The 20,999-nt window shown below is 56.7% G+C and carries 20 protein-coding genes; 10 read left to right on the plus strand and 10 right to left on the minus strand.

Translation table 11 applies throughout. From position 1 onward, the window contains the following. Positions 1 to 5: 5 nt before the first annotated feature. Positions 6 to 2,501, plus strand: coding sequence for a phosphoenolpyruvate--protein phosphotransferase (gene ptsP / locus OVA10_RS18630; RefSeq protein WP_268196586.1), 2,496 nt, complete (start codon positions 6 to 8; stop codon positions 2,499 to 2,501). 3 nt (positions 2,502 to 2,504) lie between these two features. Here ptsP and OVA10_RS18635 read toward each other — a convergent pair whose 3' ends face one another. Together OVA10_RS18635 and OVA10_RS18640 are read right to left on the minus strand one after the other, a co-directional pair. Beyond that, positions 2,505 to 3,359 carry a helix-turn-helix transcriptional regulator gene (locus OVA10_RS18635; protein ID WP_268196587.1) on the minus strand — a complete coding sequence of 285 codons (855 nt, stop codon included), beginning with the start codon at positions 3,357 to 3,359 and terminating at the stop codon, positions 2,505 to 2,507. 1 nt (position 3,360) lies between these two features. Next, entirely contained in the window at positions 3,361 to 3,981 is a 621-nt protein-coding gene (locus tag OVA10_RS18640) for a flavin reductase family protein (protein ID WP_268196588.1), read from the minus strand. A gap of 243 nt (positions 3,982 to 4,224) precedes the next feature. On the opposite strand from OVA10_RS18640, the gene rnk reads away from it, so the two are divergent. From rnk to uspG, 3 genes are all read left to right on the plus strand, one after another. Next, positions 4,225 to 4,635: a nucleoside diphosphate kinase regulator gene (rnk, locus tag OVA10_RS18645; protein WP_100777244.1), complete on the plus strand. Its 411-nt coding sequence runs from the start codon at positions 4,225 to 4,227 to the stop codon at positions 4,633 to 4,635. Between the two features lie 138 nt (positions 4,636 to 4,773). Further along, a complete protein-coding gene (gene yldA, locus OVA10_RS26065) occupies positions 4,774 to 4,863 on the plus strand; it encodes a small membrane protein YldA (protein WP_276528585.1) in 90 nt (29 codons plus the stop codon). A 133-nt stretch (positions 4,864 to 4,996) separates the two neighbouring features. Then, a complete protein-coding gene (gene uspG / locus OVA10_RS18650; protein WP_100777245.1) occupies positions 4,997 to 5,425 on the plus strand; it encodes a universal stress protein UspG in 429 nt (142 codons plus the stop codon). 67 nt (positions 5,426 to 5,492) lie between these two features. On the opposite strand, the gene ahpF is transcribed toward uspG, so the two are convergent. Together ahpF and ahpC are read right to left on the minus strand one after the other, a co-directional pair. Further along, the gene (gene ahpF / locus OVA10_RS18655; protein ID WP_100777246.1) at positions 5,493 to 7,058 is read right to left on the minus strand and encodes an alkyl hydroperoxide reductase subunit F; all 1,566 of its coding nucleotides are present in this window, start codon (positions 7,056 to 7,058) and stop codon (positions 5,493 to 5,495) included. Between the two features lie 217 nt (positions 7,059 to 7,275). Next, entirely contained in the window at positions 7,276 to 7,839 is a 564-nt protein-coding gene (ahpC, locus tag OVA10_RS18660) for an alkyl hydroperoxide reductase subunit C (RefSeq protein ID WP_100777247.1), read from the minus strand. A 701-nt stretch (positions 7,840 to 8,540) separates the two neighbouring features. Between ahpC and OVA10_RS18665 the strand changes: the two genes are divergently transcribed. After that, on the plus strand, positions 8,541 to 9,764 hold the full coding sequence (locus tag OVA10_RS18665) for a phosphoadenosine phosphosulfate reductase (RefSeq protein WP_102104194.1): 1,224 nt from the start codon (positions 8,541 to 8,543) through the stop codon (positions 9,762 to 9,764). After that, positions 9,749 to 10,375 (plus strand): IbrB-like domain-containing protein, encoded by a 627-nt coding sequence (locus OVA10_RS18670; protein WP_268196589.1) that lies wholly within the window; start codon positions 9,749 to 9,751, stop codon positions 10,373 to 10,375. Before OVA10_RS18665 ends, OVA10_RS18670 begins: the two co-directional genes overlap by 16 nt. Here OVA10_RS18670 and OVA10_RS18675 read toward each other — a convergent pair whose 3' ends face one another. Next, positions 10,376 to 11,536, minus strand: coding sequence for a pyridoxal phosphate-dependent aminotransferase (locus tag OVA10_RS18675; protein WP_268196590.1), 1,161 nt, complete (start codon positions 11,534 to 11,536; stop codon positions 10,376 to 10,378). A 121-nt stretch (positions 11,537 to 11,657) separates the two neighbouring features. On the opposite strand from OVA10_RS18675, the gene OVA10_RS18680 reads away from it, so the two are divergent. Genes OVA10_RS18680 through OVA10_RS18690 form a run of 3 tightly spaced genes read left to right on the plus strand, consistent with a single transcriptional unit; the run spans position 11,658 to position 13,497 of the window. Then, the gene (locus OVA10_RS18680; protein ID WP_123429292.1) at positions 11,658 to 12,272 is read left to right on the plus strand and encodes a methylthioribulose 1-phosphate dehydratase; all 615 of its coding nucleotides are present in this window, start codon (positions 11,658 to 11,660) and stop codon (positions 12,270 to 12,272) included. After that, the gene (gene mtnC, locus OVA10_RS18685) at positions 12,269 to 12,958 is read left to right on the plus strand and encodes an acireductone synthase (RefSeq protein ID WP_102104197.1); all 690 of its coding nucleotides are present in this window, start codon (positions 12,269 to 12,271) and stop codon (positions 12,956 to 12,958) included. The genes OVA10_RS18680 and mtnC overlap by 4 nt, the downstream gene beginning before the upstream one ends. Beyond that, complete coding sequence (locus OVA10_RS18690; protein WP_100777253.1) at positions 12,955 to 13,497, plus strand: 1,2-dihydroxy-3-keto-5-methylthiopentene dioxygenase; 543 nt, start codon at positions 12,955 to 12,957, stop codon at positions 13,495 to 13,497. Before mtnC ends, OVA10_RS18690 begins: the two co-directional genes overlap by 4 nt. Positions 13,498 to 13,688: 191 nt before the next feature. Here the strand turns inward: OVA10_RS18690 and mtnA are convergent, their stop codons facing one another. Then, positions 13,689 to 14,705: an S-methyl-5-thioribose-1-phosphate isomerase gene (mtnA, locus tag OVA10_RS18695; RefSeq protein WP_181827468.1), complete on the minus strand. Its 1,017-nt coding sequence runs from the start codon at positions 14,703 to 14,705 to the stop codon at positions 13,689 to 13,691. A gap of 105 nt (positions 14,706 to 14,810) precedes the next feature. Here mtnA and mtnK point away from each other — a divergent pair, with 105 nt between their 5' ends. Further along, the gene (gene mtnK, locus OVA10_RS18700) at positions 14,811 to 16,010 is read left to right on the plus strand and encodes an S-methyl-5-thioribose kinase (protein WP_100777255.1); all 1,200 of its coding nucleotides are present in this window, start codon (positions 14,811 to 14,813) and stop codon (positions 16,008 to 16,010) included. Between the two features lie 49 nt (positions 16,011 to 16,059). Here mtnK and OVA10_RS18705 read toward each other — a convergent pair whose 3' ends face one another. The 4 genes from OVA10_RS18705 to OVA10_RS18720 all read right to left on the minus strand — a co-directional run bounded on the left by OVA10_RS18705 (position 16,060) and on the right by OVA10_RS18720 (position 20,967). Next, positions 16,060 to 17,304, minus strand: a complete 1,245-nt coding sequence (locus OVA10_RS18705) for an LVIVD repeat-containing protein (RefSeq protein ID WP_181827467.1) — start codon at positions 17,302 to 17,304, stop codon at positions 16,060 to 16,062. Positions 17,305 to 17,387: 83 nt separating this feature from the next. Next, complete coding sequence (locus OVA10_RS18710) at positions 17,388 to 18,452, minus strand: sugar ABC transporter substrate-binding protein (RefSeq protein WP_100777257.1); 1,065 nt, start codon at positions 18,450 to 18,452, stop codon at positions 17,388 to 17,390. A gap of 20 nt (positions 18,453 to 18,472) precedes the next feature. Beyond that, entirely contained in the window at positions 18,473 to 19,468 is a 996-nt protein-coding gene (locus OVA10_RS18715; protein ID WP_149044983.1) for an ABC transporter permease, read from the minus strand. Then, positions 19,465 to 20,967, minus strand: a complete 1,503-nt coding sequence (locus tag OVA10_RS18720; RefSeq protein WP_100777259.1) for a sugar ABC transporter ATP-binding protein — start codon at positions 20,965 to 20,967, stop codon at positions 19,465 to 19,467. The genes OVA10_RS18715 and OVA10_RS18720 overlap by 4 nt, the downstream gene beginning before the upstream one ends. Positions 20,968 to 20,999 lie beyond the last annotated feature (32 nt).

Genomic DNA, 20,999 nt, shown 5'->3' on the forward strand with positions numbered 1-20,999 from the left:
TAAACATGTTATCGATTGAATTTTGTTGTCCGTTGCCAAACGGCCTGCACGCTCGCCCGGCCTGGGCGCTGAAAGAGCAGTGCAGCGCATGGCGCAGCGACATCCGCTTTATCAACAAGCGCCTGAACACCCACGCGGATGCCAAAAGCTCGCTTGCGCTTATCAGTACCGGTACGCTCTTTAACGACAGCTGTGTGCTTGAAATCAACGGTAGCGACGAAGAGCAGGCCAGACGCGTGCTGGAGCATTACCTCAATGTCGCGTTTATCGATAGCGACAGCATCCCGTCGGGCGATGCGCCTCATATCGCGCATCCCCTACCCCGCTCGCTGGTGCGGCTCAATCCCCATTTACGCGAGGCCATTACGCTTGCCAGCGGCATTGGCTCGGGCACGCTTCGCCGCTTGCAAAGCGATAACCTCGAGCGCTACCGCCAGCGTCCGGCAAGCCCGGAAGATATCACGCGGCTGGAGCACAGCCTGGCGACCCTCGCTGAACAGCTCAACCAGCGCCTGCGCGGGCTTGACGGCGAGAGTAAAACCATCATCAGTGCCCATCTGTCACTTATTCAGGATGACGAGTTTGGTGCGAATATCCGTCGTCTGATTGTCGAAGAACGCCTGAGCCTGGCGAATGCCATCATTCGCAATATGGAGCAGATCTGCGACAAACTCTCGCTTTCCGCCAGTGACTATCTTCGCGAGCGGGTCAGCGATATCCGCGACATCAGCGAACAACTGCTGAGTATTACCTGGCCTGAGCTTCAGCAAACAACCTCCTTTACCCTCGAGACGCCGACCATTCTGGCGGCAGAAGACCTCACGCCCAGCCAGTTTTTAAGCCTCGACACCCGCCAGCTTAAAGGGATGATCCTGGAGAAAACCGGGCGCACCTCGCACACCCTGATTCTGGCGCGAGCGGCATCAGTGCCGGTGATGAGCGGGATCACGGTGGCATCGCTGGCTGCGGATATCGGCAAAGAGGTGATTCTGGACGGCGTGTGCAGCGTGCTGGTGGTAGCCCCTGACGAGGCCGTCAGCCAGTACTACAGCGTGGCGCAGCGCCTCGCCGACAAACGTCATCATCAGCAGATCAAAGACGCCGGGCTTCCCGCAGTGACGCGGGATAATGTCCCGGTGGCGATCGCCGCCAATATCGGCAGTGCGCTGGAGGCACCCGGCGCATTTGCCAATGGCGCGCAGGGCGTAGGACTGTTTCGCACAGAAATGCTGTATATGGATCGCGACGCCGCCCCGGACGAGCAGGAGCAGTTTGAAGCCTACCAGCAGGTGCTATTGTCTGCCGAAGGCAAGCCGGTCATCTTCCGCACCATGGATATCGGCGGGGATAAGCAGATCCCCTGGCTCAATATTCCGCCAGAGGAGAACCCATTTCTCGGCTACCGCGCGGTGCGTATTTACCCTGAGTTTGTCGACCTTTTTCGTACGCAGCTGCGCGCCATTTTGCGGGCCGGTGCGAGCGGTAACGCCCTGCTGATGATCCCCATGGTGCACAGCCTCGATCAGATTTTATGGGTGAAACAGGAGTTGCGAAACGTGCAGGAAGCCCTGAAAGCACAAGGGCTACGCCATACACACAACCTGCCGCTGGGCATTATGGTCGAGGTGCCTTCGGTCTGCTATATCATCGATCACTTCTGCGATGAGGTGGATTTTTTCAGCATCGGGTCGAATGATATGACCCAGTATCTCTACGCGGTGGATCGCAACAACCCGCGCGTGTCGCCGCTCTATAATCCGATCACGCCTTCATTTTTACGCATGGTGCGCCAGATCGTTACCACCGCCCACCGCCACGGAAAATGGGTGGGAATTTGCGGAGAACTCGCCGGAGAACGCCGCTATCTTCCACTGCTTTTGGGGCTGGGGATTGATGAGTTCAGTATGAGCGGCCCACGCATTCCGCCGGTAAAAGCGCAGCTACGCCAGCTTGAGAGCGGTGCCTGCCAGGCGCTGGCCGACAGTGCCTGCGAATGCCGCAGCGCCGAGGAGATAGAGACGCTGCTCGCCGAATTTACACCGCAAGAGCCGGCCCGCCCGCTGCTGGCGCTTGAGAATATCGTGGTGAACGAACCGCTCGCGTCAAAGGAGCAGGTTCTGCAGTTTCTGTGCGGCAATTTGGCTATTCAAGGGCGCATGGAGAATCCGCTGGAGCTGGAAGAAGATCTCTGGCAGCGCGAAGAAATTGTGACCACCGCCGTGGGCTTCGGCGTGGCCATTCCGCATACCAAATCCCAGTGGATACGCCACTCCAGCATTAGCATCGCACGCCTGCAAAAGCCCATCGACTGGGAGTCAGATATGGGCGACGTTGAGCTGGTGATTATGCTGACGCTCGGCGCGCAGGAAGGGATAAACCATGTAAAAGTGTTCTCTCAACTGGCGCGAAAACTGGTGAACAAAGCATTCCGCGAGTCTTTGTTTGCGGCAAATACCCCTCAGCAGATCCTCGATTTGCTCAATGCTGAACTCAGCTTCTGACCGCTACTGAAAACGTGCGCGGTACTCACCCGGCGTCAGGCCAAACTGGCGCCGGAACAGTCGACAAAAATAGTCGCTGTCGGGGTAGCCGCAGCGTTTCGCCACCTCGCCCACGGGCAGGTGGTACTTTTGTAAAATCGTACGCGCTTTTGCCATCCGCACCCAGCGCACATAATCGACAAAACTCATGGTTCCATGCTGCGAAAACAGGCGGGAGAGATGATTAGGGGTGATGGTAAACAGCGCGGCGACGCTCTCACGCGCTACCGGCCCGGCATAATTTTCCTGTACCCAGTTGCAGATGCTCTGATAGAGAAAATCCCCGCGCGATAAACCCGCCTCTGGCCTCGTGGACACCACCTTCCGGCACCAGTGCAATACGCTCAGCGTCAGGGGCTGAATAATGGCCTGGTCCTGCGGCGAGGCGCTCAGATGAGTCAGCGCCATCAGCATCGCCGTGCGCTCACCCCGCTCCGGATGCGACAACTCTATTTTTCGCTGCGGATACCCGGTCTGCCCGCTACGGGAGTCGTGAAACGCCAGACCGAGCCAGGAAGGGGCAAAGACAATACTCAGCAGCATGACCGGCTTTTCAAACGTCGACATCGTCACGGCACGGGCGGGAAGAAACAGCATCTCCCCCTGCCCAATCAGCTTTTGCTCCGCGATAAGCCGGTTCTCGTATTCACCACGCAGCACCACCTCCAGCCGTGGCCACTCAATACTCACACTGCCCGCAGGCAGCGTGGCAGGTCGATGCGCGAACCAGACGCGGCCCAACTGCTGCGGATTGAGTACCAAACCGCTCAACAGGTCGGCAAAAAACTGCTGGTCGGCGGGCAAGGGGCGTTCAGACATACTATCCCCTGCGCGCATCCGGGCGCACCAGATCCAGGCGGTGGTCTTCGCTTATCGAATAGTAAGCCGTTGGGCCTCCCGCTCGCAGAATCGGGTTGGCCTTCGCGGTCTGGAAGATGCCCTCTTCCAGCAGCGACTCGGCGATATGGATCCCGACAACTTCCCCCAGTACCAGCCAGCTATCGATCGCCGTTCCATCTGCGCCGGTCAACTGAATACATTGCGACAGCCTGCACTCAAAGTTCACCGGACTTTCCGCCACGCGCGGCACCTTGACCAGCGCGCTATCGGCTTTTGTCAGCCCGGAAAAGGCAAATTCGTCTTCTCCGTGAGGAAGACTGGCCGAAGTTTCGTTCATCGCCTCTGCGAGCTCACGTGTGGCAAGGTTCCAGACAAACTCTTTTGTCTCGACGATATTTCGCACGCTGTCCTTCCAGCCGCTGCTGGCAAACCCAATAATGGGCGGACGATAATTAAAACAATTAAAGAAACTGTAGGGTGCGAGATTGGTTTGCCCCGAGGCATTCTGTGAGGCAATCCAGCCGATGGGCCGAGGGCCAATAATGGCGTTCAGAGGATCGTGCGGTAAACCATGTCCCTGCGAAGGCTGATAAAAGTACATTACGCTCTCCGGTGAGTAGTCAGAACCTCATTATGCCGCGGGATTTGGCCCGGTACAGCAGCCTCGATGAAATCATTCCGATCATAAAATTCATCTGCGCAACGAATGTGACATTGATCACTTCAAAGTTGCGTGCACAGCCAGTATCATCAGAACAGATAAAACCCTCGCTGCCAGACGGCGAGGGTTTTCTTTTGGATTGGTTTCTGCGGTACACGCAGCATTAACGACATGGAGTAATAAATGTCCAGACCCACAATTATCATTAATGAACTCGACGCAGAACGTATCGACCGCCTTCTGGAAAAACCAGAGTTTGCTTCACTGCCGGTTGCCGACGCCCTGAACGCGGAGCTGGACCGGGCACAGATGTGTACCCCGGAAACCATGCCGCATGACGTCGTGACGATGAACAGCCAGGTAAAATTCCGCGATCTGACCACCGGCGATGAGCGCACGCGCACCCTGGTCTATCCTGCGCAGATGACCGACAGCAGCACGCAACTTTCCGTTCTCGCCCCCGTCGGCGCCGCGCTGCTGGGCCTGCGTACCGGCGACACCATTCACTGGGAGTTACCGGGCGGCGCCTCCGCGCATCTGGAAGTGCTGGAACTGCTCTACCAGCCAGAAGCGGCCGGCGATTACCTTCGTTAATCTCATCTGAATAGCGCATAACCGCGTTTCCCAGAGGATGCACCCGCATCCTCTTTCCGTAAAATCACCTTTATTTCCTATAGAAGCCAAAATTATCTTCATCCAGGCTTAATCCGTTTCAACGGCCCAGGGTCTTCTATGGATGAGATAGAAGTCATTTCTCTTATCTATTTAATTTTACTGGCGATTATCGTCACGGCCGTGCTATATCTTGAGCGTCACTGGTAGCCTTACCCCCGCCTCAACTCCGCAAAGAAACGTCAAATAACGCCACGATATGAAAAGTGTCTGACAGATATCAGAAAACCATATTATTTTGTGATTGAATGAATCGAGCGTTTATAAACAAGGAGAAACGGGTATGTACCAGACAATTATTATGCCGGTTGATGTTTTCGAAATGGAACTGAGCGACAAAGCCGTCCGCCATGCTGAGTTTCTGGCGCAGCAGGATGGCGTGATTCACCTCTTGCACGTCCTGCCCGGTTCGGCCAGCCTGAGCCTGCACCGCTTTGCAGCCGATGTTCGCCGCTTTGAAGAGCATCTTCAGCACGAAGCCGAAGCGCGGCTGCAAACCATGGTCGGCCATTTCACCCTCGATCCGTCACGGATTAAAACCCACGTGCGTTTCGGCAGCGTTCGCGATGCGGTCAATGAAATGGCGAACGAACTGAAAGCCGATGTGGTGGTGATCGGCTCGCGTAATCCGTCCATCAGCACCCACCTGCTCGGCTCGAATGCCTCAAGCGTGATTCGCCACACCCATATTCCGGTGATGGTCGTTCGCTAACGCCCAAAAGAAAAACCCCGCTTGCGCGGGGTTTTGTCTGATGCAGGTGGTGCCTTACTTTCTTTTATTATGCTGTTTTGGTGCGAATCAGATAATCAAACGAGCTTAATGACGCTTTCGCCCCTTCGCCGGTGGCGATGATAATCTGTTTGTACGGCACCGTCGTGCAGTCGCCTGCCGCAAAGACACCCTTCACGCTGGTTTCACACTTGGCGTCGATGATGATTTCGCCCATACGGTTACGCTCAACGGAGCCTTCCAGCCAGGTGGTGTTTGGCAACAGACCAATCTGGACGAAAATCCCTGACAGCGGCACGCTGTGCACATCGCCGCTGACGCGGTCGCGATACTCGAGGCCCGTCACTTTGCTGCCATCGCCTTTCACTTCCGTCGTCTGCGCGTTCAGCACGATATCGACGTTCTTCAGGCTGCGCACTTTATCCTGCAGCACCTGATCGGCTTTCATTTCCGGGGCAAATTCCAGCAGGGTAACGTGTTCCACAATACCCGCCAGATCGATAGCCGCTTCAACGCCGGAGTTACCGCCGCCAATCACCGCCACGCGTTTACCTTTAAACAGCGGGCCGTCGCAGTGCGGGCAGTAGGTCACGCCTTTGGTGCGATACTGATCTTCGCCAGGGACGTTCATGTTGCGCCATTTCGCGCCGGTGGCGATGATCACGCTGCGCGCTTTCAGCACCGCGCCGGAAGCCGTTTCAATCTGGTGTAAGCCACCTTCCTGCGCTGCCGGAACCAGTTTGCTGGCACTTTGGCTATCAATCACATCCACTTCATAATCGCTAACGTGCGCTTTCAGGGCACCCGCCAGCTTTTGACCTTCGGTTTTCGGGACCGAGATGTAGTTTTCGATGTCGACGGTGTCGAGCACCTGGCCACCGAAACGCTCACCCATCAGGCCGGTACGAATGCCTTTACGGGCAGAATACACCGCCGCCGCCGCACCCGCCGGGCCGGAACCGACAATCAGCACGTCGTAAACATCGCGTTTATTCAGCTCTTCCGCCGCACGTTTTTCGGCACCAGTATCAATTTTGGCGACGATTTCCGTCAGCGTCATACGCCCCTGGCCGAACTCCTGACCATTAACGAATACCGCCGGAACCCCCATCACGTTGCGATCGGTGATTTCGTTCTGGAATACGCCGCCGTCGATGGCCGTATGTTTGATGCGTGGGTTAAGCACTGCCATCAGGTTCAGCGCCTGTACTACGTCCGGGCAGTTATGGCACGAGAGCGAGTAATAGGTTTCAAATTCAAAATCGCCGTCGATGTTGCTGATTTGCTCCAGCAGAGACTGTGCCTCTTTCGACGGATGTCCACCGGTCCACAGCAGCGCCAGTACCAGGGAGGTAAATTCGTGCCCCAGCGGAGAACCGGCAAAGCGCGGCCCCTTGTCAGAACCTGGGTTAGTAATCAGGAATGACGGCTTGCGTACCGCGAGGCTGTTATCTTCTTTAAAGGTCACTTTTGGTGACAGTTCGGCGATTTCCGCCAGCAGTTCCTTGATTTCTGCCGATTTAGCGCCGTCATCCAGCGTGGCAATCAGCTCAACAGGTTTGGTCAGTTTCTCAAGGTAGGCCTTGAGCTGGGTTTTCATGTTGGTGTCGAGCATCGTTAATCTCCTGCTTTACGTTTCCTCATGTAAACCGCCTCTTAGCTGGCGGCCTTCGCGCCCCGGTCACTTATTCCTGGGATTCGCTTAGCGCCGCCGCGATGCGACTTACATGAGATAACGTAAAAATTTCAAAAAAGCGGGTGCCACAATGCACCCGCCAATCGTCGTCAATTTCCTATGGATTTCGCGCCTGAGCGTGAAAAAGAGGGAAATCTTAGATTTTGCCAACCAGGTCCAGAGATGGAGCCAGCGTCGCTTCGCCTTCTTTCCATTTAGCCGGGCACACTTCACCTGGGTGAGACGCCACGTACTGTGCTGCTTTGATTTTACGCAGCAGGTCAGATGCATCACGGCCGATACCTTCAGCGGTAACTTCGATAGCCTGGATAATGCCCTGCGGGTCAACGACGAAGGTGGCGCGGTCAGCCAGGCCTTCATCTTCACGCATGTTGTCGAAGTTACGGGTCAGGGCGCCAGTCGGGTCGCCGATCATCGCGTATTTGATTTTCGCGATGGTTTCAGAGCTGCCATGCCATGCTTTGTGAGTGAAGTGGGTGTCGGTAGAAACAGAGTAAACGTCCACGCCCAGTTTCTGCAGTTCGTCGTAATGATCCGCTACGTCGCCCAGTTCGGTCGGGCAAACGAAGGTGAAATCTGCCGGATAGAAGAAGAACACGCTCCAGCGACCTTCGGTATCTTTCTCGGTCACTTCGACGAATTCACCGTTTTTGAACGCCTGGTTTTTGAAAGGTTTAATTTTAGTGTTAATCAAAGACATCTGTACTTCCTCCGTGTTTTCGTTGAGATGTAAGGTAACGAACTTTGACTGATGGGGCTAATGCGTTTGCCGTATCAAATCAATCAGTCATACCTTACAACCCGAACCGACAACGTTGTGAATGGTGTTGGGTAGCCCAAAAGTAAAAAGGCCGCCCCAACGGGCGGCCCTGATACCTGAATTCCCCGTAGGTACCTTCAGTGCCAGCCGGAGCTGGCGTTGCGTTGCGCTCTACAGAACCTGAGTCAGGTCGTAACAGCGGTATCGATTACACCACCCGCGCAGGCATTGAGCAATCCACGACCGGGTCATTCCTGTCTATGGCTGTGATAGGTTTTTCCGAATAACGATGTTGACGGCCCTTCTCCCCTCTATTCTTGCGAGGAATAAAATTGCGCTTGATGCTAAATTTACCCATTAAAAAATACAAAATAATTATTAACACACCGCAATTCATGCAGCCCAATTATTATTAATAGTCAGAAATATTTTCATGGATGTATTTTATTTAAAGCATATTGTGAAACATAATATTTCAATCAGCATAAAACCGAGTGCTATCACAAAACACCAGGGCACTATCCAATCAAATTTTATTTAAGGACAACTTTCTTTTTACATGCAGGGGAATTGCTTTATTATCACCACGTCATTCCCGACGAAGTAATGATATGGCAAAAAAAGTCATAAAGAGATTGATTATGTCCATCTATAAATATCCTCTTAAACTGAATGTTCTCGACGCCGCAATAGAGAGAATCGACTGGACGCTCGAAAACTTATCAAAAGTCTGCGTCTCTTTTTCCGGTGGAAAAGATTCCACCATTATGTTGCATCTTACGGCGCAGCGGGCGCGTAAACAGAAGCGGAAAATTAGCGTTCTGTTTATCGACTGGGAGGCGCAATTTACTTACACCATCGAACATGTCGAGAACATGCGGGCGCACTATTCCGACGTCATCGATCACTTTTACTGGGTGGCACTGCCCCTCACCACGCAAAACTCCCTGTCACAATTTCAGCCTGAGTGGCAGTGCTGGGAGCCGGGCACCGACTGGGTCCGCCAGCCGCCGGAAGACGCGATTACCGATCCCCACTATTTCGATTTCTATCAGCAAGGGATGACCTTCGAATCGTTCGTCAGAGCCTTTTCCGACTGGTATGCGCAAAAACGCCCTGCCGCGGTGCTGATCGGCATTCGCGCCGACGAGTCCTATAACCGCTTTCTGAGTATCGCCAGCGCGCGCAAACAGCGGTTCGCGGACGACAAACCCTGGACCACCTTCGCCCCCGGCGGCCACGCCTGGTACATGTATCCCATCTACGACTGGAAAACCGCCGATATCTGGACCTGGTTTGCCAAAACCGGCTGCAGCTATAACCCCCTGTACAACCTGATGTACCAGGCGGGCGTCCCCCTTCGCTATATGCGCATTTGCGAACCCTTTGGCCCGGAGCAGCGCCAGGGCTTATGGCTCTACCATGTGCTGGAGCCGGAGCGCTGGGCGGCGATGTGCGAGCGGGTCAGCGGGGTGCGAAGCGGAGGCATTTACGCGGGTCATGACAACCATTTTTACGGCCATCGTAAAATTCTCAAACCCGATCATCTTTGCTGGCAGGAATATGCCCTGTTATTACTCGACAGTATGCCTGTCGCCACGGCGGAACATTATCGCAACAAAATCGCCGTCTATTTGCACTGGTATCAAAAACAGGGCATGGAAAATATACCGGACACTCAGGACGCGGATATTGGCTCAAAAGACATTCCCTCCTGGCGGCGAATTTGTAAGGTGCTTCTTAATAATGATTATTGGTGTCGGGCGTTATCATTTAGCCCAAATAAACCTAAGCATTACCAACGCTACAGTGACCGAATGAAAACCAAACGCCAGCAGTGGGGAATTTTATGCAACAACGATTAATTAACGATATGGAGCACTATCTGCAATCGCTTTCTGAAGAGAAGAAAATAGAGGCCATCAACGCGTTTCGTCAGGCGATTCACCAGTTCAGCCCCTTTCACGAACAGCCCGTCGACTGCGTACTGTGGATTAAACAAGAAGAGATCAGCGCTAACGACTACAACCCCAATACCGTGGCCCCGCCCGAAAAACGCCTGCTCAGCAAATCGCTGGAGCTGGATGGGTTTACGCAGCCGATCCTGGTCACTGAAAACGGCCCGCACAATTACGAGATCGTGGACGGATTCCATCGGCGTGAGCTTGGCAGCCAGCGGGCGGCGTTAAAACGGCAGTTGAAAGGCTATCTGCCCGTCACCTGCCTGCGTAAAGAACGGCAGGACAAGTTCGACCGGATGGCCGCCACCATTCGTCACAACCGTGCGCGCGGGCGCCATCAAATCCACTCAATGTCGGAGATTGTCCGGGAACTGGTATTGCTCGGCTGGGACAATGAGAAAATCGGGCTGGAGCTTGGGATGGACAGCGACGAAGTGCTGCGCCTGAAACAGATCAACGGCCTGCTGGAATTGTTTGCAGACCGTCGTTATTCAGACGCCTGGACCGTTAAATAATCACAGCGCGTTCAGGCGCTCGGCCGCCGCTAACAGCGTCGATTCCTGCTTCGCAAAACAGAGACGAATCAGTTTATGCGGGAAGGGGTCGGCGCAAAATACCGACAGCGGTATCGCGGCGACGCCCGCCTCTTTGGTCAGCCACTGGCAAAAACTGACGTCGTCCAGATCGGAAATCGCGCTGTAATCCGCCAGCAGGAAGTAAGTCCCTTCGCACGGCAGAATTTCCAGCCGGCTGTTGCTCAGCGCATTCACAAACCGATCCCGTCGCGCGCGATAAAACGCCGGTAATTCACGATAGTGCTCCGGTTCGGCGCGCAGCATATCCGCCAGCGCCAGCTGCGCAGGGGTGTTTACGGCAAACGTCAGATACTGATGCACCTTACGCAACTCGGCGCTGATCGCCGCAGGTGCGACGCAATAGCCCACTTTCCAGCCGGTCATGTGATAGGTTTTACCAAACGATGACACCGCGATGGCGCGTTCGCGAAGCTGCGGATGGGTGAGCACGCTGGCGTGCCCCTCGTCTGCAAAACAGATGTGCTCGTAGACTTCGTCGCTCAGCACATAGATTTCACGTTCAGCAATCGCCTGCCACAGCGCCGCGAAATCCGCTTTGCGCCAGACGGTCGCCGACGGGTTGTGCGGCGTATTAAGGATTACCAGACGGGTTTTCTCACTCAGCAGCGCGGCGAAAGCCTGCCAGTCGGGGCGAAAATGCGGCGGCTGAAGCGCAACACGTTTGACCACGCCGCCGGAGAGTTCAATGGCTGGCGCGTAGCTGTCGTAGCTCGGATCGAAGCAAATCACCTCATCACCGGTACGCACCAGCGCGGTAATCGCCGCATACAGCGCCTCTGTCGCCCCCGCCGTCACCGTCACTTCACTGTTGGCGTCCGGCTTGTAGCCATACAGTTCAGCCGTTTTATCGGCAATCGCTTCCCGCAGCGGCTGCGCGCCCGTCATCGGCGCATACTGATTGGCCCCTTGCGCCACGTGGTGCGCCAGGCGCTCCTGCAGATAGGTCGGGCCGTCAAAGTCAGGGAATCCCTGCGAAAGGTTGATGGCGTTATGGGCCTGGGCCAGCGCGCTCATCTGCGTAAAGATGGTGGTACCGAGATTAGGAAGTTTGCTTTGCGGAATCAACGGGTTATCGCTCATTGTGTCGTGCCTGCATGTAATACTTATGTTGCTGCCACTATAACACGATGTTAGTCTTTGGCAATCAAGACGCTTAGACGTCTAAATCATATAATTATTCCTGCCGAGAGGGTAAAGGAAAATGACAGAGCACCTGCAACTCACACAACTCGTCGACGCCTGCCGCTGGATTGGCGCCAAAGGCTGGGCCCCCGCGACGGGCGGGAACATGTCCGTGCGACAGGACGACACGCTGTGCTGGCTGAGCGAATCCGGCAAAGACAAGGGCAGCCTGACAACGGATGATTTCCTGCAAGTGGAGATCGCCACCAACCGCGCGCCGGCCGGGCGAAAACCGTCGGCGGAAACGGGCCTGCACACGCTGATTTATCGCCTGTTTCCACAGGCCAACGCGGTGCTGCACGTGCATACGGTCAATGCCACCGTGCTGTCGCGCCTGACCAAAACGGCTGAGCTGCGCATCAGCGGTTTTGAGATGCAAAAATCCCTCAGCGGGCAGACCACCCATCTGGATACCCTCGTTATTCCGGTGTTCGACAACGACCAGGATATTGACGCCCTCGCCTCGCGAATCGCCCATTACGCACAGGAAACCCCACTTAATTATGGTTTTCTTCTGCGCGGTCATGGCTTAACCTGCTGGGGACGCGATGTGGCCGAAGCCCGCCGTCACCTTGAAGGCCTTGAATTCTTATTTGAATGCGAAATGCGTTTACGACAACTGGAGAGATTATGATTCGCGCGATTGTGACGGATATTGAAGGGACCACCAGCGATATTCGTTTTGTCCACAATGTGCTATTCCCCTATGCGCGCGAGCGGCTGGCGGCGTTTGTCACCGCCCAGCAGTACGCCGAACCGGTGAAATCCATTCTGGACAATCTGCGTGATGAAATTGCCAGCCCCCACGCCAGCATCAGCGAGCTTATCGACACCCTGTTTACGTTTATGGATGAAGACAGGAAATCCACCGCCCTGAAGGCCCTGCAAGGGATTATCTGGCAGGACGGATACGTCAACGGCGATTTCACGGGCCATCTCTACCCGGACGTTTTGCCTGCGCTGGAAAAATGGAAAGCGCAAGGCATTGATCTCTATGTTTATTCCTCTGGCTCTGTCGCAGCGCAGAAACTGTTATTTGGCTACAGCGACGAAGGTGATATTACTCATCTGTTCAGCGGTTATTTCGATACCCACGTGGGCGCGAAGCGTGATGTGCAGTCCTACACCACCATCGCCGCGCAGATCGGCGCCGCCCCGTCGCAAATCCTGTTCCTCTCGGACATTCACCAGGAGCTGGACGCCGCTGAGCAGGCAGGTTTTCGTACCCTGCAGTTGATTCGCGGTGATGACGATGGCGCGAGCCACCACCATCAGGTACACCAATTCGACGAGATTAATCCGGAGCAGATCCCTTCATGAGCGCTTTGACCATTTATTCCGACACCGATACCCGCGCCCCACTGTGGCACAGCACCGATGCCCGTGATATCGCTGAAAAGCTCAACGCCCGCGGCGTGCGTTTTGAACGCTGGGAAGCCGACCGCGATTTAGGCCGCGATCCCGCACCGGAAACGGTGATTAATGCGTATCAGCACGCGATCGATAAACTGGTGGCGGAGAAAGGCTATCAGAGCTGGGATGTCATCAGCCTGCGCGCGGATAACCCGCAGAAAGAGGCGCTGCGCGCGAAGTTTCTCAACGAACATACTCACGGCGAAGATGAAGTGCGTTTCTTTGTCGAGGGTGCCGGGCTGTTTTGTCTGCACATCGAAGACCAGGTGTACCAGGTGCTGTGCGAGAAAAATGACCTCATCTCCGTACCCGCCGGCACGCCGCACTGGTTTGATATGGGTTCCGAACCCAACTTCACCGCGATCCGCATTTTCGATAACCCGGAAGGATGGATTGCGCAGTTCACGGGAAGTGAAATCGCGGATGGCTATCCGCGACTGGCTTAAGCGCATTGCCGGGCGGCGCGAACGCTGTCCCGGCTTTTACAGCGGTAGTTGCCTTCAGCGCTTCAGTCCGTTCGCATCAACAACCAGCTCATCCAGCACGATGCCCCATCCTTCACCCGTTCGAGCGTTAAAGCAGGATCACGGGTCACGTTTCTTTCCTCCCAAGGGGATGCCCTAAAGGATAACCGCACTCAGGCGAATTCCCCTTTTGCCACCGCTTCCGGCCACACCACGCCCGTATCCAGCACCCACCCGCTGATCAGCGCCGCAGGCGTTACGTCAAACGCCGGGTTGTAGACTTTCGCCTCTTCCGGCGCCCACTGCACCGCGCCAAAACTCCCGGCAACACCCGTTACTTCGCTGGCCGCGCGCTGCTCGATAGGGATGGCATCACCGTTCGGACAGTTCGGGTCCAGCGTGGTTTGCGGTGCTGCGACATAAAAGGGAATACCGTGGAATTTCGCCAGTACCGCCAGAGAGTAAGTGCCGATTTTGTTCGCCACATCGCCGTTGGCGGCTATGCGATCCGCCCCGACCCACACTGCGTCCACCTGCCCTTTCGCCATCAGGCTAGCGGCCATGGAGTCGGTGATCAGCTGATACGGTACGCCTAGCTCGCCCAGTTCCCAGGCGGTAAGTCTGCCGCCCTGCAACAGCGGGCGCGTTTCATCCACCCAGACATTAGCGATTTTTCCCTGCTGATGGGCAACCGCAATAACCCCCAGCGCCGTACCGACGCCCGCAGTCGCCAGGCCACCGGTATTGCAATGGGTCAGCAGACGGCTTCCAGGTTTCACCAGTTCGCTTCCGGCGCGAGCGATGGCGTCGCAAAGCTGCTTATCCTCATCGATCAGCCGCAGGGCCTCAGCGCTCAGCGCAGGGACAAAATCCTCCTGCCACAGCGCCTGCTTCATGCGATCGAGATTGTTCATCAGGTTCACGGCTGTTGGGCGTGACGCCCGCAGGGTGTCGAGGGCTAGCGCCAGCTCGTCTCGGCTTTTCCCTGCCTCGGCCAGCAGCGCCAGCAAAAGGCTCGCAGACAGCCCAATCAGCGGCGCGCCGCGTACTCTGAGCGCGTGAATGTGGCCGACCAGCGCCTCTACCGTGGAGGCATCCAGCCAGCGTTTCTCCTGCGGAAGCGCCTGTTGGTCGAGAATAAATAGCTGATTACCCGCCACCCGCAGGCTTGTCGTCTGTAATGTCTGCATGTCGTTAATTCTCTGTTGCGTTGTTGTATCACATTGTGTCAGGATAAAATTCAGATGTATAGACGTCTAAATGTCTTTATTACCAGAACTGATGAGGAACAGGCAATGTCGCAATACCGTACCTTTACCGCCCAGGATGCCGTGGAATATGCAAAGCAGTTCGGCGGCCTTGATGACCCATCATCGCTGGTGGAGGCGCAGGAAGTGGGCGACGGCAACCTCAATCTGGTATTTAAAATTTTCGATGCCGACGGCGTCAGCCGTATCATCGTCAAGCAGGCGCTGCCTTACGTGCGCTGCGTGGGTGAGTCCTGGCCACTGACGCTGGATCGCGCCCGCCTCGAAGCGCAAACCCTGGTCGAGCACTACCAGCACAGCCCGCAGCACACGGTCAAAATCCACCATTACGACCCGGAGCTGGCGGTGATGGTGATGGAAGATCTCTCCAGCCATAAAATCTGGCGCGGCGAGCTGATTAGCGGCGTCTGGTACCCGCAGGCTTCGCGTCAGCTGGGTGAATATCTCGCTCACACCCTGTTCCACACCAGCGATTTTTACCTCCATCCGCACGTCAAAAAGGCGCAGGTGGCGAAGTACATCAACCCGGAAATGTGTGAGATCACCGAGGATCTGTTCTTTAACGATCCGTACCAGATCCACGAGCGCAATAACTATCCGGCGGCGCTGGAAGCGGACGTGGCCGCCCTGCGCAGTGACGATCGGCTGAAAATTGCCGTCGCCTCGCTCAAGCACCGTTTCTTCTCGCAGGCCGAAGCGCTTCTGCACGGCGATATTCACAGCGGCTCGATTTTTGTCGCAGAGGGCAGCCTGAAGGCGATTGACGCCGAGTTCGGCTATTACGGGCCGATCGGTTTTGATATCGGCACCGCCATCGGCAATCTGCTGCTGAACTTCTGCGGTCTGCCGGGCCATCTGGGTATTCGCGATGCCGCTGCCGCCCGCGAGCAGCGTCTGACGGATATTCAGGAGCTGTGGAACACCTTCGCGGAACGTTTCCAGGCGCTGGCACGTGAAAAAACCCGCGATGCGGCCCTGAGCGTGCCGGGCTATGCGTCAGAATTTCTGAAAAAGGTCTGGACCGATGCCATCGGTTTCTGCGGCACCGAGCTGATTCGCCGAAGCGTTGGGCTGTCGCACGTGGCGGATATCGACACCATTGCGGACGAAGCAATGCGCCACGAGTGCCTGCGCCACGCCATTACGCTCGGCAGAGCGTTGATTGTGATTGCCGACCGAATCGACAGCGCCGAAGAACTCGTGGCGCGTGTTCGCCAGTACAGCTGATTCCGTAACCCTTGCCGGGTGGCGATGTCGCCTGCCCGGCCTGTCACACTTATCCCAGATACTCAATCACCGACAGCCCGCCGTTGTAATCCGTGCTGTAGATAATCCCCTGCGCATCCACAAACACGTCGCATGACTGAATCACCTGCGGGCGATGAGGGCGTGTGTCCATCATCTTCTCCGGCGCGGCCGGAACCAGCGCGCCGGTTTCCACCGGGCGGTACGGATTCGAAATGTCGTACGCGCGCACGCCTGCATTCTGATAGGTGGCGAAAATCAGCGTCGAGCTGATAAAACTCCCTGGCCGGTTTTCGTGCAGATTGTGCGGCCCGAAGTGCGCCCCTTTCGCCACGTAATCCGTCTCTTCCGGCTGCGGGAAGGTCGAGATACTGACCGGGTTCGACGGCTCGCGGATATCAAACAGCCAGATCAGCTTTTCACCGTCCTCCTGGTTATCGAGCACCGCTTCGTCCAGCACCACCAGCAGGTCCCGGTCGGGCAGCGGCAGCGCGGTATGCGTTCCACCGCCAAATGGCGGGCTCCAGTTGCGATGGCTAATCAGCTTCGGCTGGGTTCTATCCTTCACATCCAGCAGGGTCAGCCCGCCATCGCGCCAGCTGCCGTAGGCGGTATCGCCCGCGATGATCGCATGATGCAGCGCGTAGCGTTTGCCCTCCGGCCAGCCCGGTTGTTCGCCTGCCGCCTGATTCATCCCCGGCAGCCACCAGCGGCCTGCCACTTCCGGTTTGCGCGGATCGGCAAGATCGATAGTCAGGAAAATGTAGTCGGTAAAGCCATCGATCAGCGCCGAGACATACGCCCAGCGCCCGCCGACGTACCAGATGCGATGAATGCCGATCCCGTCGAGGGACAAGAAGCTGATTTCACGCGGTTTGTCCGGCGTGGAGATATCAAAAATTCGCAGCCCCGCGCTCCAGCCTTTGTCCTGCACGTCGCTGACGGTCTGCCCTACCTGGCGGGTGTAGTAGACCTTTTCATCGGCAAAACGGGCGTCGGCAAACAGATCGCGGGCGTTGATGACCAGTAACAGATCGTCATGGGCCTGGAGATGCACATTCCAGGTGCCGGGCGGCGCAGCCACGTAGCCCGCCGCTTTGGGATTTTTCGGGTCACGTACGTCGACAATGGAAAAGCCCTGCGACACCATATGCCCGATGTAGGCAAAGCCGCGATGGACCATCAGCTGAACGCCGTCCGGGCGACCGCCCTGATCGCTGTGACCGATGAGCCGCATATTGCGGCTGTATTCCGGTGTAGGTAATTGAGAGGACATATCCGTTCCTTTTGCCGGATGGCGCTACACCTTCTCCGGCCTACAGAACGTAGGCCCGGTTAGCGCAGCGCCACCGGGCAATATTATTTGCTCTTCGCTTCCAGGGTCGCAAACCACGGCGCGACGAAATCTTCGGTCTGGCCCCAGCCCGGAATGATTTTCCCGAGTGATGCCACATTGACCGCACCCGGCTGGGCCGCCAGCAGCGCCTGCGGAATTGCCGCCGCTTTAAAGTCGTAGGTCGCTGGCGTGGTTTCACCTGCGATTTTATTGGCGATCAGGCGCACGTTAGTGGCACCAATCAGTTTCGGGTCAACCGCCACGCTCACTTTCCACGGGCTGCCGGATTCACGCATCAGTTGCAGATCCTGGTTCGAAATATCGATGCTGTAGAGTTTGATCTCGGTGCGACCATTCTCTTTCAGCGCTTTGTAAGCGCCCTGGCTGAAGGCATCCCAGGTTCCCCAGATCGCATCGATTTGGCCTTTCGGGTATTTCGCCAGCACCGCGCCCACTTTGTTCGCCGTATCGCCCTGCACGTCAGAGGAGACCGCGCCAATTGACTCCAGCTCTTTGATGCCCGGATACTCTTTTTGCAGCGCCTGGTACGCCGCCTGACGACGCTCCATCGGCGGGAAACCCGCGACCCACAGCTTAATGATATTGGCTTTGCCGTTGAAATCTTTCGCCAGCTGGCCGAAGGAGAGATTCGTCAGGGAGGCATCATCCTGCTGGGTGACGGTCACGCCCGGAATCTCACCGTTGACGGCCGTATCAAACACCGCCACTTTGATCCCGGCATCCACGGCCTTTTTCACCAGCGCCGTGGAGTAGGGATCGCGGCCCTGGGAGAGAATAATCCCGTCATATTTCTGGCTGATGGCCTGGTTGACGAAATCCTGGAATTTGGCGTCATCGCCGTTGCTTAAAAAGGTGCTGACTTTAAAGCCGAGCTTTTTCCCTTCCTGAATCGCGCCCGAGACAAACTGCGTGGTGTTGTCGTCGGAGCCAAGGTTGCGGATCACCGCGATACGAATCGGACCGTCATGATTGGCAATCGCCGCTGGAACGGGGGCCGGGGTGGCCGCGTAACCCGGTAACGCGGTCAGTAACCCCAGCGCCACCAAAGAGAGTGCTATTTTTTTCATTCTGTTATCCCATTGTGTTGTTAACGTTTTTGTATGTAGGTAATCGCCAGTGCCACTGCCAGCACCAGCCCTTTTATAATGTCCATGGCGTAATACGGAACCGAGAGCATCACCAGCCCGTTCGACAGCACGCCTAAAATCACCGCCCCCACCAGAGTTCCCAGTGCGTTGGGTTTACCGGAACCCGCCAGCGAGAAGCCAATCCACGCCGCGGCTACCGCGTCCATCAGATAACCGCCGCCCGCATTGACCTGAGAAGATCCAATGCGTGACGCCAGCAAAATGCCGCCTAACCCGGCCAGCAGAGAGGCAATCACATACGCCGCCACTTTGTAGCGCGTGGTACGAATTCCAGACAGACGCGCCGCTTCCGGGTTTCCGCCGATGGCGTACATGCGTCGTCCGTGGGTGGTCAGGGAGAGACCCAGCTGCGCCAGCACCGTCACCACCAGCATGATGATCACAATGGTCGGCACCTGGCCGAGCAGCCCGAACGCTGCCGGAATGGTCCCTTCAGCCATGTCACCGCTCGGCAGTACCATGTTTTCGGTAATCGATCCGCCGTAGCTGTAGGTCATCGCCACGCCCTGAATCACAAACAGACTGGCGAGGGTCGCCAGCATGTCCGGAATCCGCAGAATGACAATCAGGAAGGCGTTAAACAGCCCGACCAGCGTACAGAGCGCCAGGGTGATCAGAATCGACTCGGTGGTGCCGTAGCCGTGCCAGACGAAGAGTGAAATCACCAGCGCATTGGCCAGCGACGCCGTCGAGCCTACGGAGAGATCAAACCCGCCGACGGTCAGGGAGATCGACACCCCGATGGCAATCACCGTCACAATGGCGATGGAACGTAAAATATTGATGATGTTAAAAGGATCGAGGAAGTTGTCCGATGCGATGCCAAAAATCGCCACCAGCGCGACAACGGTCAGCAACATGCCCCATTTGTAGAGAAAATCGAAAAACTGCTGACGGCCCGACGCCGTCGCATTCACTGAAAGGGCCTTGCTCACGACGCCGTACCTCCGGTTGAATAATAAAGTAATGTCTCTTCGCGGGCCTGTGCCCCGGCGACTTCCGCCACGATGCGCCCGTCCCACAGCACGCAGATGCGATCACATAATCCCACCAGCTCGGCGAATTCGCCGGAGGCATAAATCACCCCTTTGCCTTCGCGCGCCAGACCATCAATCAGCTGGAACAGATCGGTTTTGGCCTTCACGTCCACGCCTTTGGTCGGCTCGTCAAAAATCAGTACGCTGGCGTTGCCGCGCAGCCATTTGCCAATCGCCACTTTCTGCTGATTGCCGCCTGACAGACGACGTAGAACCTGCCCCGGCCCCCGCGCACGAATACCGACGCGGGCGATCACCTCCTCAGCCCAGCGCCACGCCTGACGATGCCCAAACAGGCTCCAGCGCGAGAAGCTGTGATCTGCGCTAACGGCCAGATTCATGCTCACCGGCTCATCGATAAAAATGCCCTCTTTGCGCCGCTCTTCCGGCACCAGCGCCAGCCCGCGCAATACAGAATCCGCCGGATCGCGCGGCTGCCACGGCTGATGGTTCAGCTCTGCGCGATCGACGCGGCTTTTCGAGGCGCCAAACAGCGCTTTGCACAGCTCGGTTTTCCCCGCCCCGGCAAGCCCGGCAATGCCAAGAATTTCGCCCTTGCGCAGGTGCAGGGAGATATCTTTCAGCAGCGCTTCGTCGTGCAGCCCTTCCACGCGCAGCAAGGTTTCGTCACTGTGCGGCGGTCGCGCAGGCGGATAGATGTCGCTCAGTTCATGGCCGAGCATCTTCTCGACGATGTCTTCACCGGAGAGTGACGCCATCGGCCCGGACTCAATCAGCTTGCCGTCGCGCAGCACCGTTAAGGTGTCGCAAATGGCTTTCAGCTCATGAATGCGATGGGAGATAAACACCACGCCGATCCCCTGCTGTTGCAGGCGTCGGACCACCGCGAACAGGCGCTCGCTTTCGTGCGCGTCCAGCGGTGCGGTCGGCTCATCCAGAATCAGAAAACGGCAGTGATGCGACAATGCCCGCGCCAGCAGAATTTGCTGCTTTTCGGCGAGGGTGCAGCTATCGATGGAACGACGGACATTAAGGGAGATATCCAGCTGCGCCAGGGCCTGCTGCGCCTGCTCGCGAATCGCGCGCCAGCGGTAGCGATGGCCCGGCTGCGCCAGATTATCGAGCATAATGTTTTCGGCGATACTGAGGCCCGGGATCAGCGCCACGTCCACCTCCTGCTGCACCAGGTGAATGCCCAGCCGTTTGGCGTCCAGCGGTTCACGAATGGCCACCGGCTGATTGTTAATGCTGATTTCGCCCTCGTAGTGGTCATGCGTGCCGCAGAGTACCGCCATCAGCGTCGATTTCCCCGCCCCGTTGGCCCCCGTCAGCGCATGGACAGAACCGCCCGTCAGGGTGAAATCCACGCGCGACAGCGCCTGAAAGCCGGAAAAGGCCAGGCTGATACCGCGCATCTCAAGGCGACTGGAACCCATCCGCTGTCATTCCTTCTTATTTAATATTTTGA

Source organism: Lelliottia sp. SL45 (genome assembly GCF_026672535.1).
Taxonomy (GTDB): domain Bacteria; phylum Pseudomonadota; class Gammaproteobacteria; order Enterobacterales; family Enterobacteriaceae; genus Enterobacter; species Enterobacter nimipressuralis.

Bases quoted from the DNA above. Each gene is read 5' to 3' on its own strand.
- uspG (WP_100777245.1), top strand. From the start codon at position 4,997: ATGTACCAGACAATTATTATGCCGGTTGATGTTTTCGAAATGGAACTG.
- rnk (WP_100777244.1), top strand. From the start codon at position 4,225: ATGTCCAGACCCACAATTATCATTAATGAACTCGACGCAGAACGTATC.
- OVA10_RS18665 (WP_102104194.1), top strand. From the start codon at position 8,541: ATGTCCATCTATAAATATCCTCTTAAACTGAATGTTCTCGACGCCGCA.
- mtnA (WP_181827468.1), bottom strand. From the start codon at position 14,705: ATGCAGACATTACAGACGACAAGCCTGCGGGTGGCGGGTAATCAGCTA.
- OVA10_RS18640 (WP_268196588.1), bottom strand. From the start codon at position 3,981: ATGTACTTTTATCAGCCTTCGCAGGGACATGGTTTACCGCACGATCCT.
- mtnC (WP_102104197.1), top strand. From the start codon at position 12,269: ATGATTCGCGCGATTGTGACGGATATTGAAGGGACCACCAGCGATATT.
- OVA10_RS18710 (WP_100777257.1), bottom strand. From the start codon at position 18,452: ATGAAAAAAATAGCACTCTCTTTGGTGGCGCTGGGGTTACTGACCGCG.
- OVA10_RS18670 (WP_268196589.1), top strand. From the start codon at position 9,749: ATGCAACAACGATTAATTAACGATATGGAGCACTATCTGCAATCGCTT.
- ahpC (WP_100777247.1), bottom strand. From the start codon at position 7,839: ATGTCTTTGATTAACACTAAAATTAAACCTTTCAAAAACCAGGCGTTC.
- OVA10_RS18635 (WP_268196587.1), bottom strand. From the start codon at position 3,359: ATGTCTGAACGCCCCTTGCCCGCCGACCAGCAGTTTTTTGCCGACCTG.
- OVA10_RS18690 (WP_100777253.1), top strand. From the start codon at position 12,955: ATGAGCGCTTTGACCATTTATTCCGACACCGATACCCGCGCCCCACTG.
- ahpF (WP_100777246.1), bottom strand. From the start codon at position 7,058: ATGCTCGACACCAACATGAAAACCCAGCTCAAGGCCTACCTTGAGAAA.
- OVA10_RS18675 (WP_268196590.1), bottom strand. From the start codon at position 11,536: ATGAGCGATAACCCGTTGATTCCGCAAAGCAAACTTCCTAATCTCGGT.
- yldA (WP_276528585.1), top strand. From the start codon at position 4,774: ATGGATGAGATAGAAGTCATTTCTCTTATCTATTTAATTTTACTGGCG.
- OVA10_RS18720 (WP_100777259.1), bottom strand. From the start codon at position 20,967: ATGGGTTCCAGTCGCCTTGAGATGCGCGGTATCAGCCTGGCCTTTTCC.
- OVA10_RS18705 (WP_181827467.1), bottom strand. From the start codon at position 17,304: ATGTCCTCTCAATTACCTACACCGGAATACAGCCGCAATATGCGGCTC.
- ptsP (WP_268196586.1), top strand. From the start codon at position 6: ATGTTATCGATTGAATTTTGTTGTCCGTTGCCAAACGGCCTGCACGCT.
- OVA10_RS18680 (WP_123429292.1), top strand. From the start codon at position 11,658: ATGACAGAGCACCTGCAACTCACACAACTCGTCGACGCCTGCCGCTGG.
- mtnK (WP_100777255.1), top strand. From the start codon at position 14,811: ATGTCGCAATACCGTACCTTTACCGCCCAGGATGCCGTGGAATATGCA.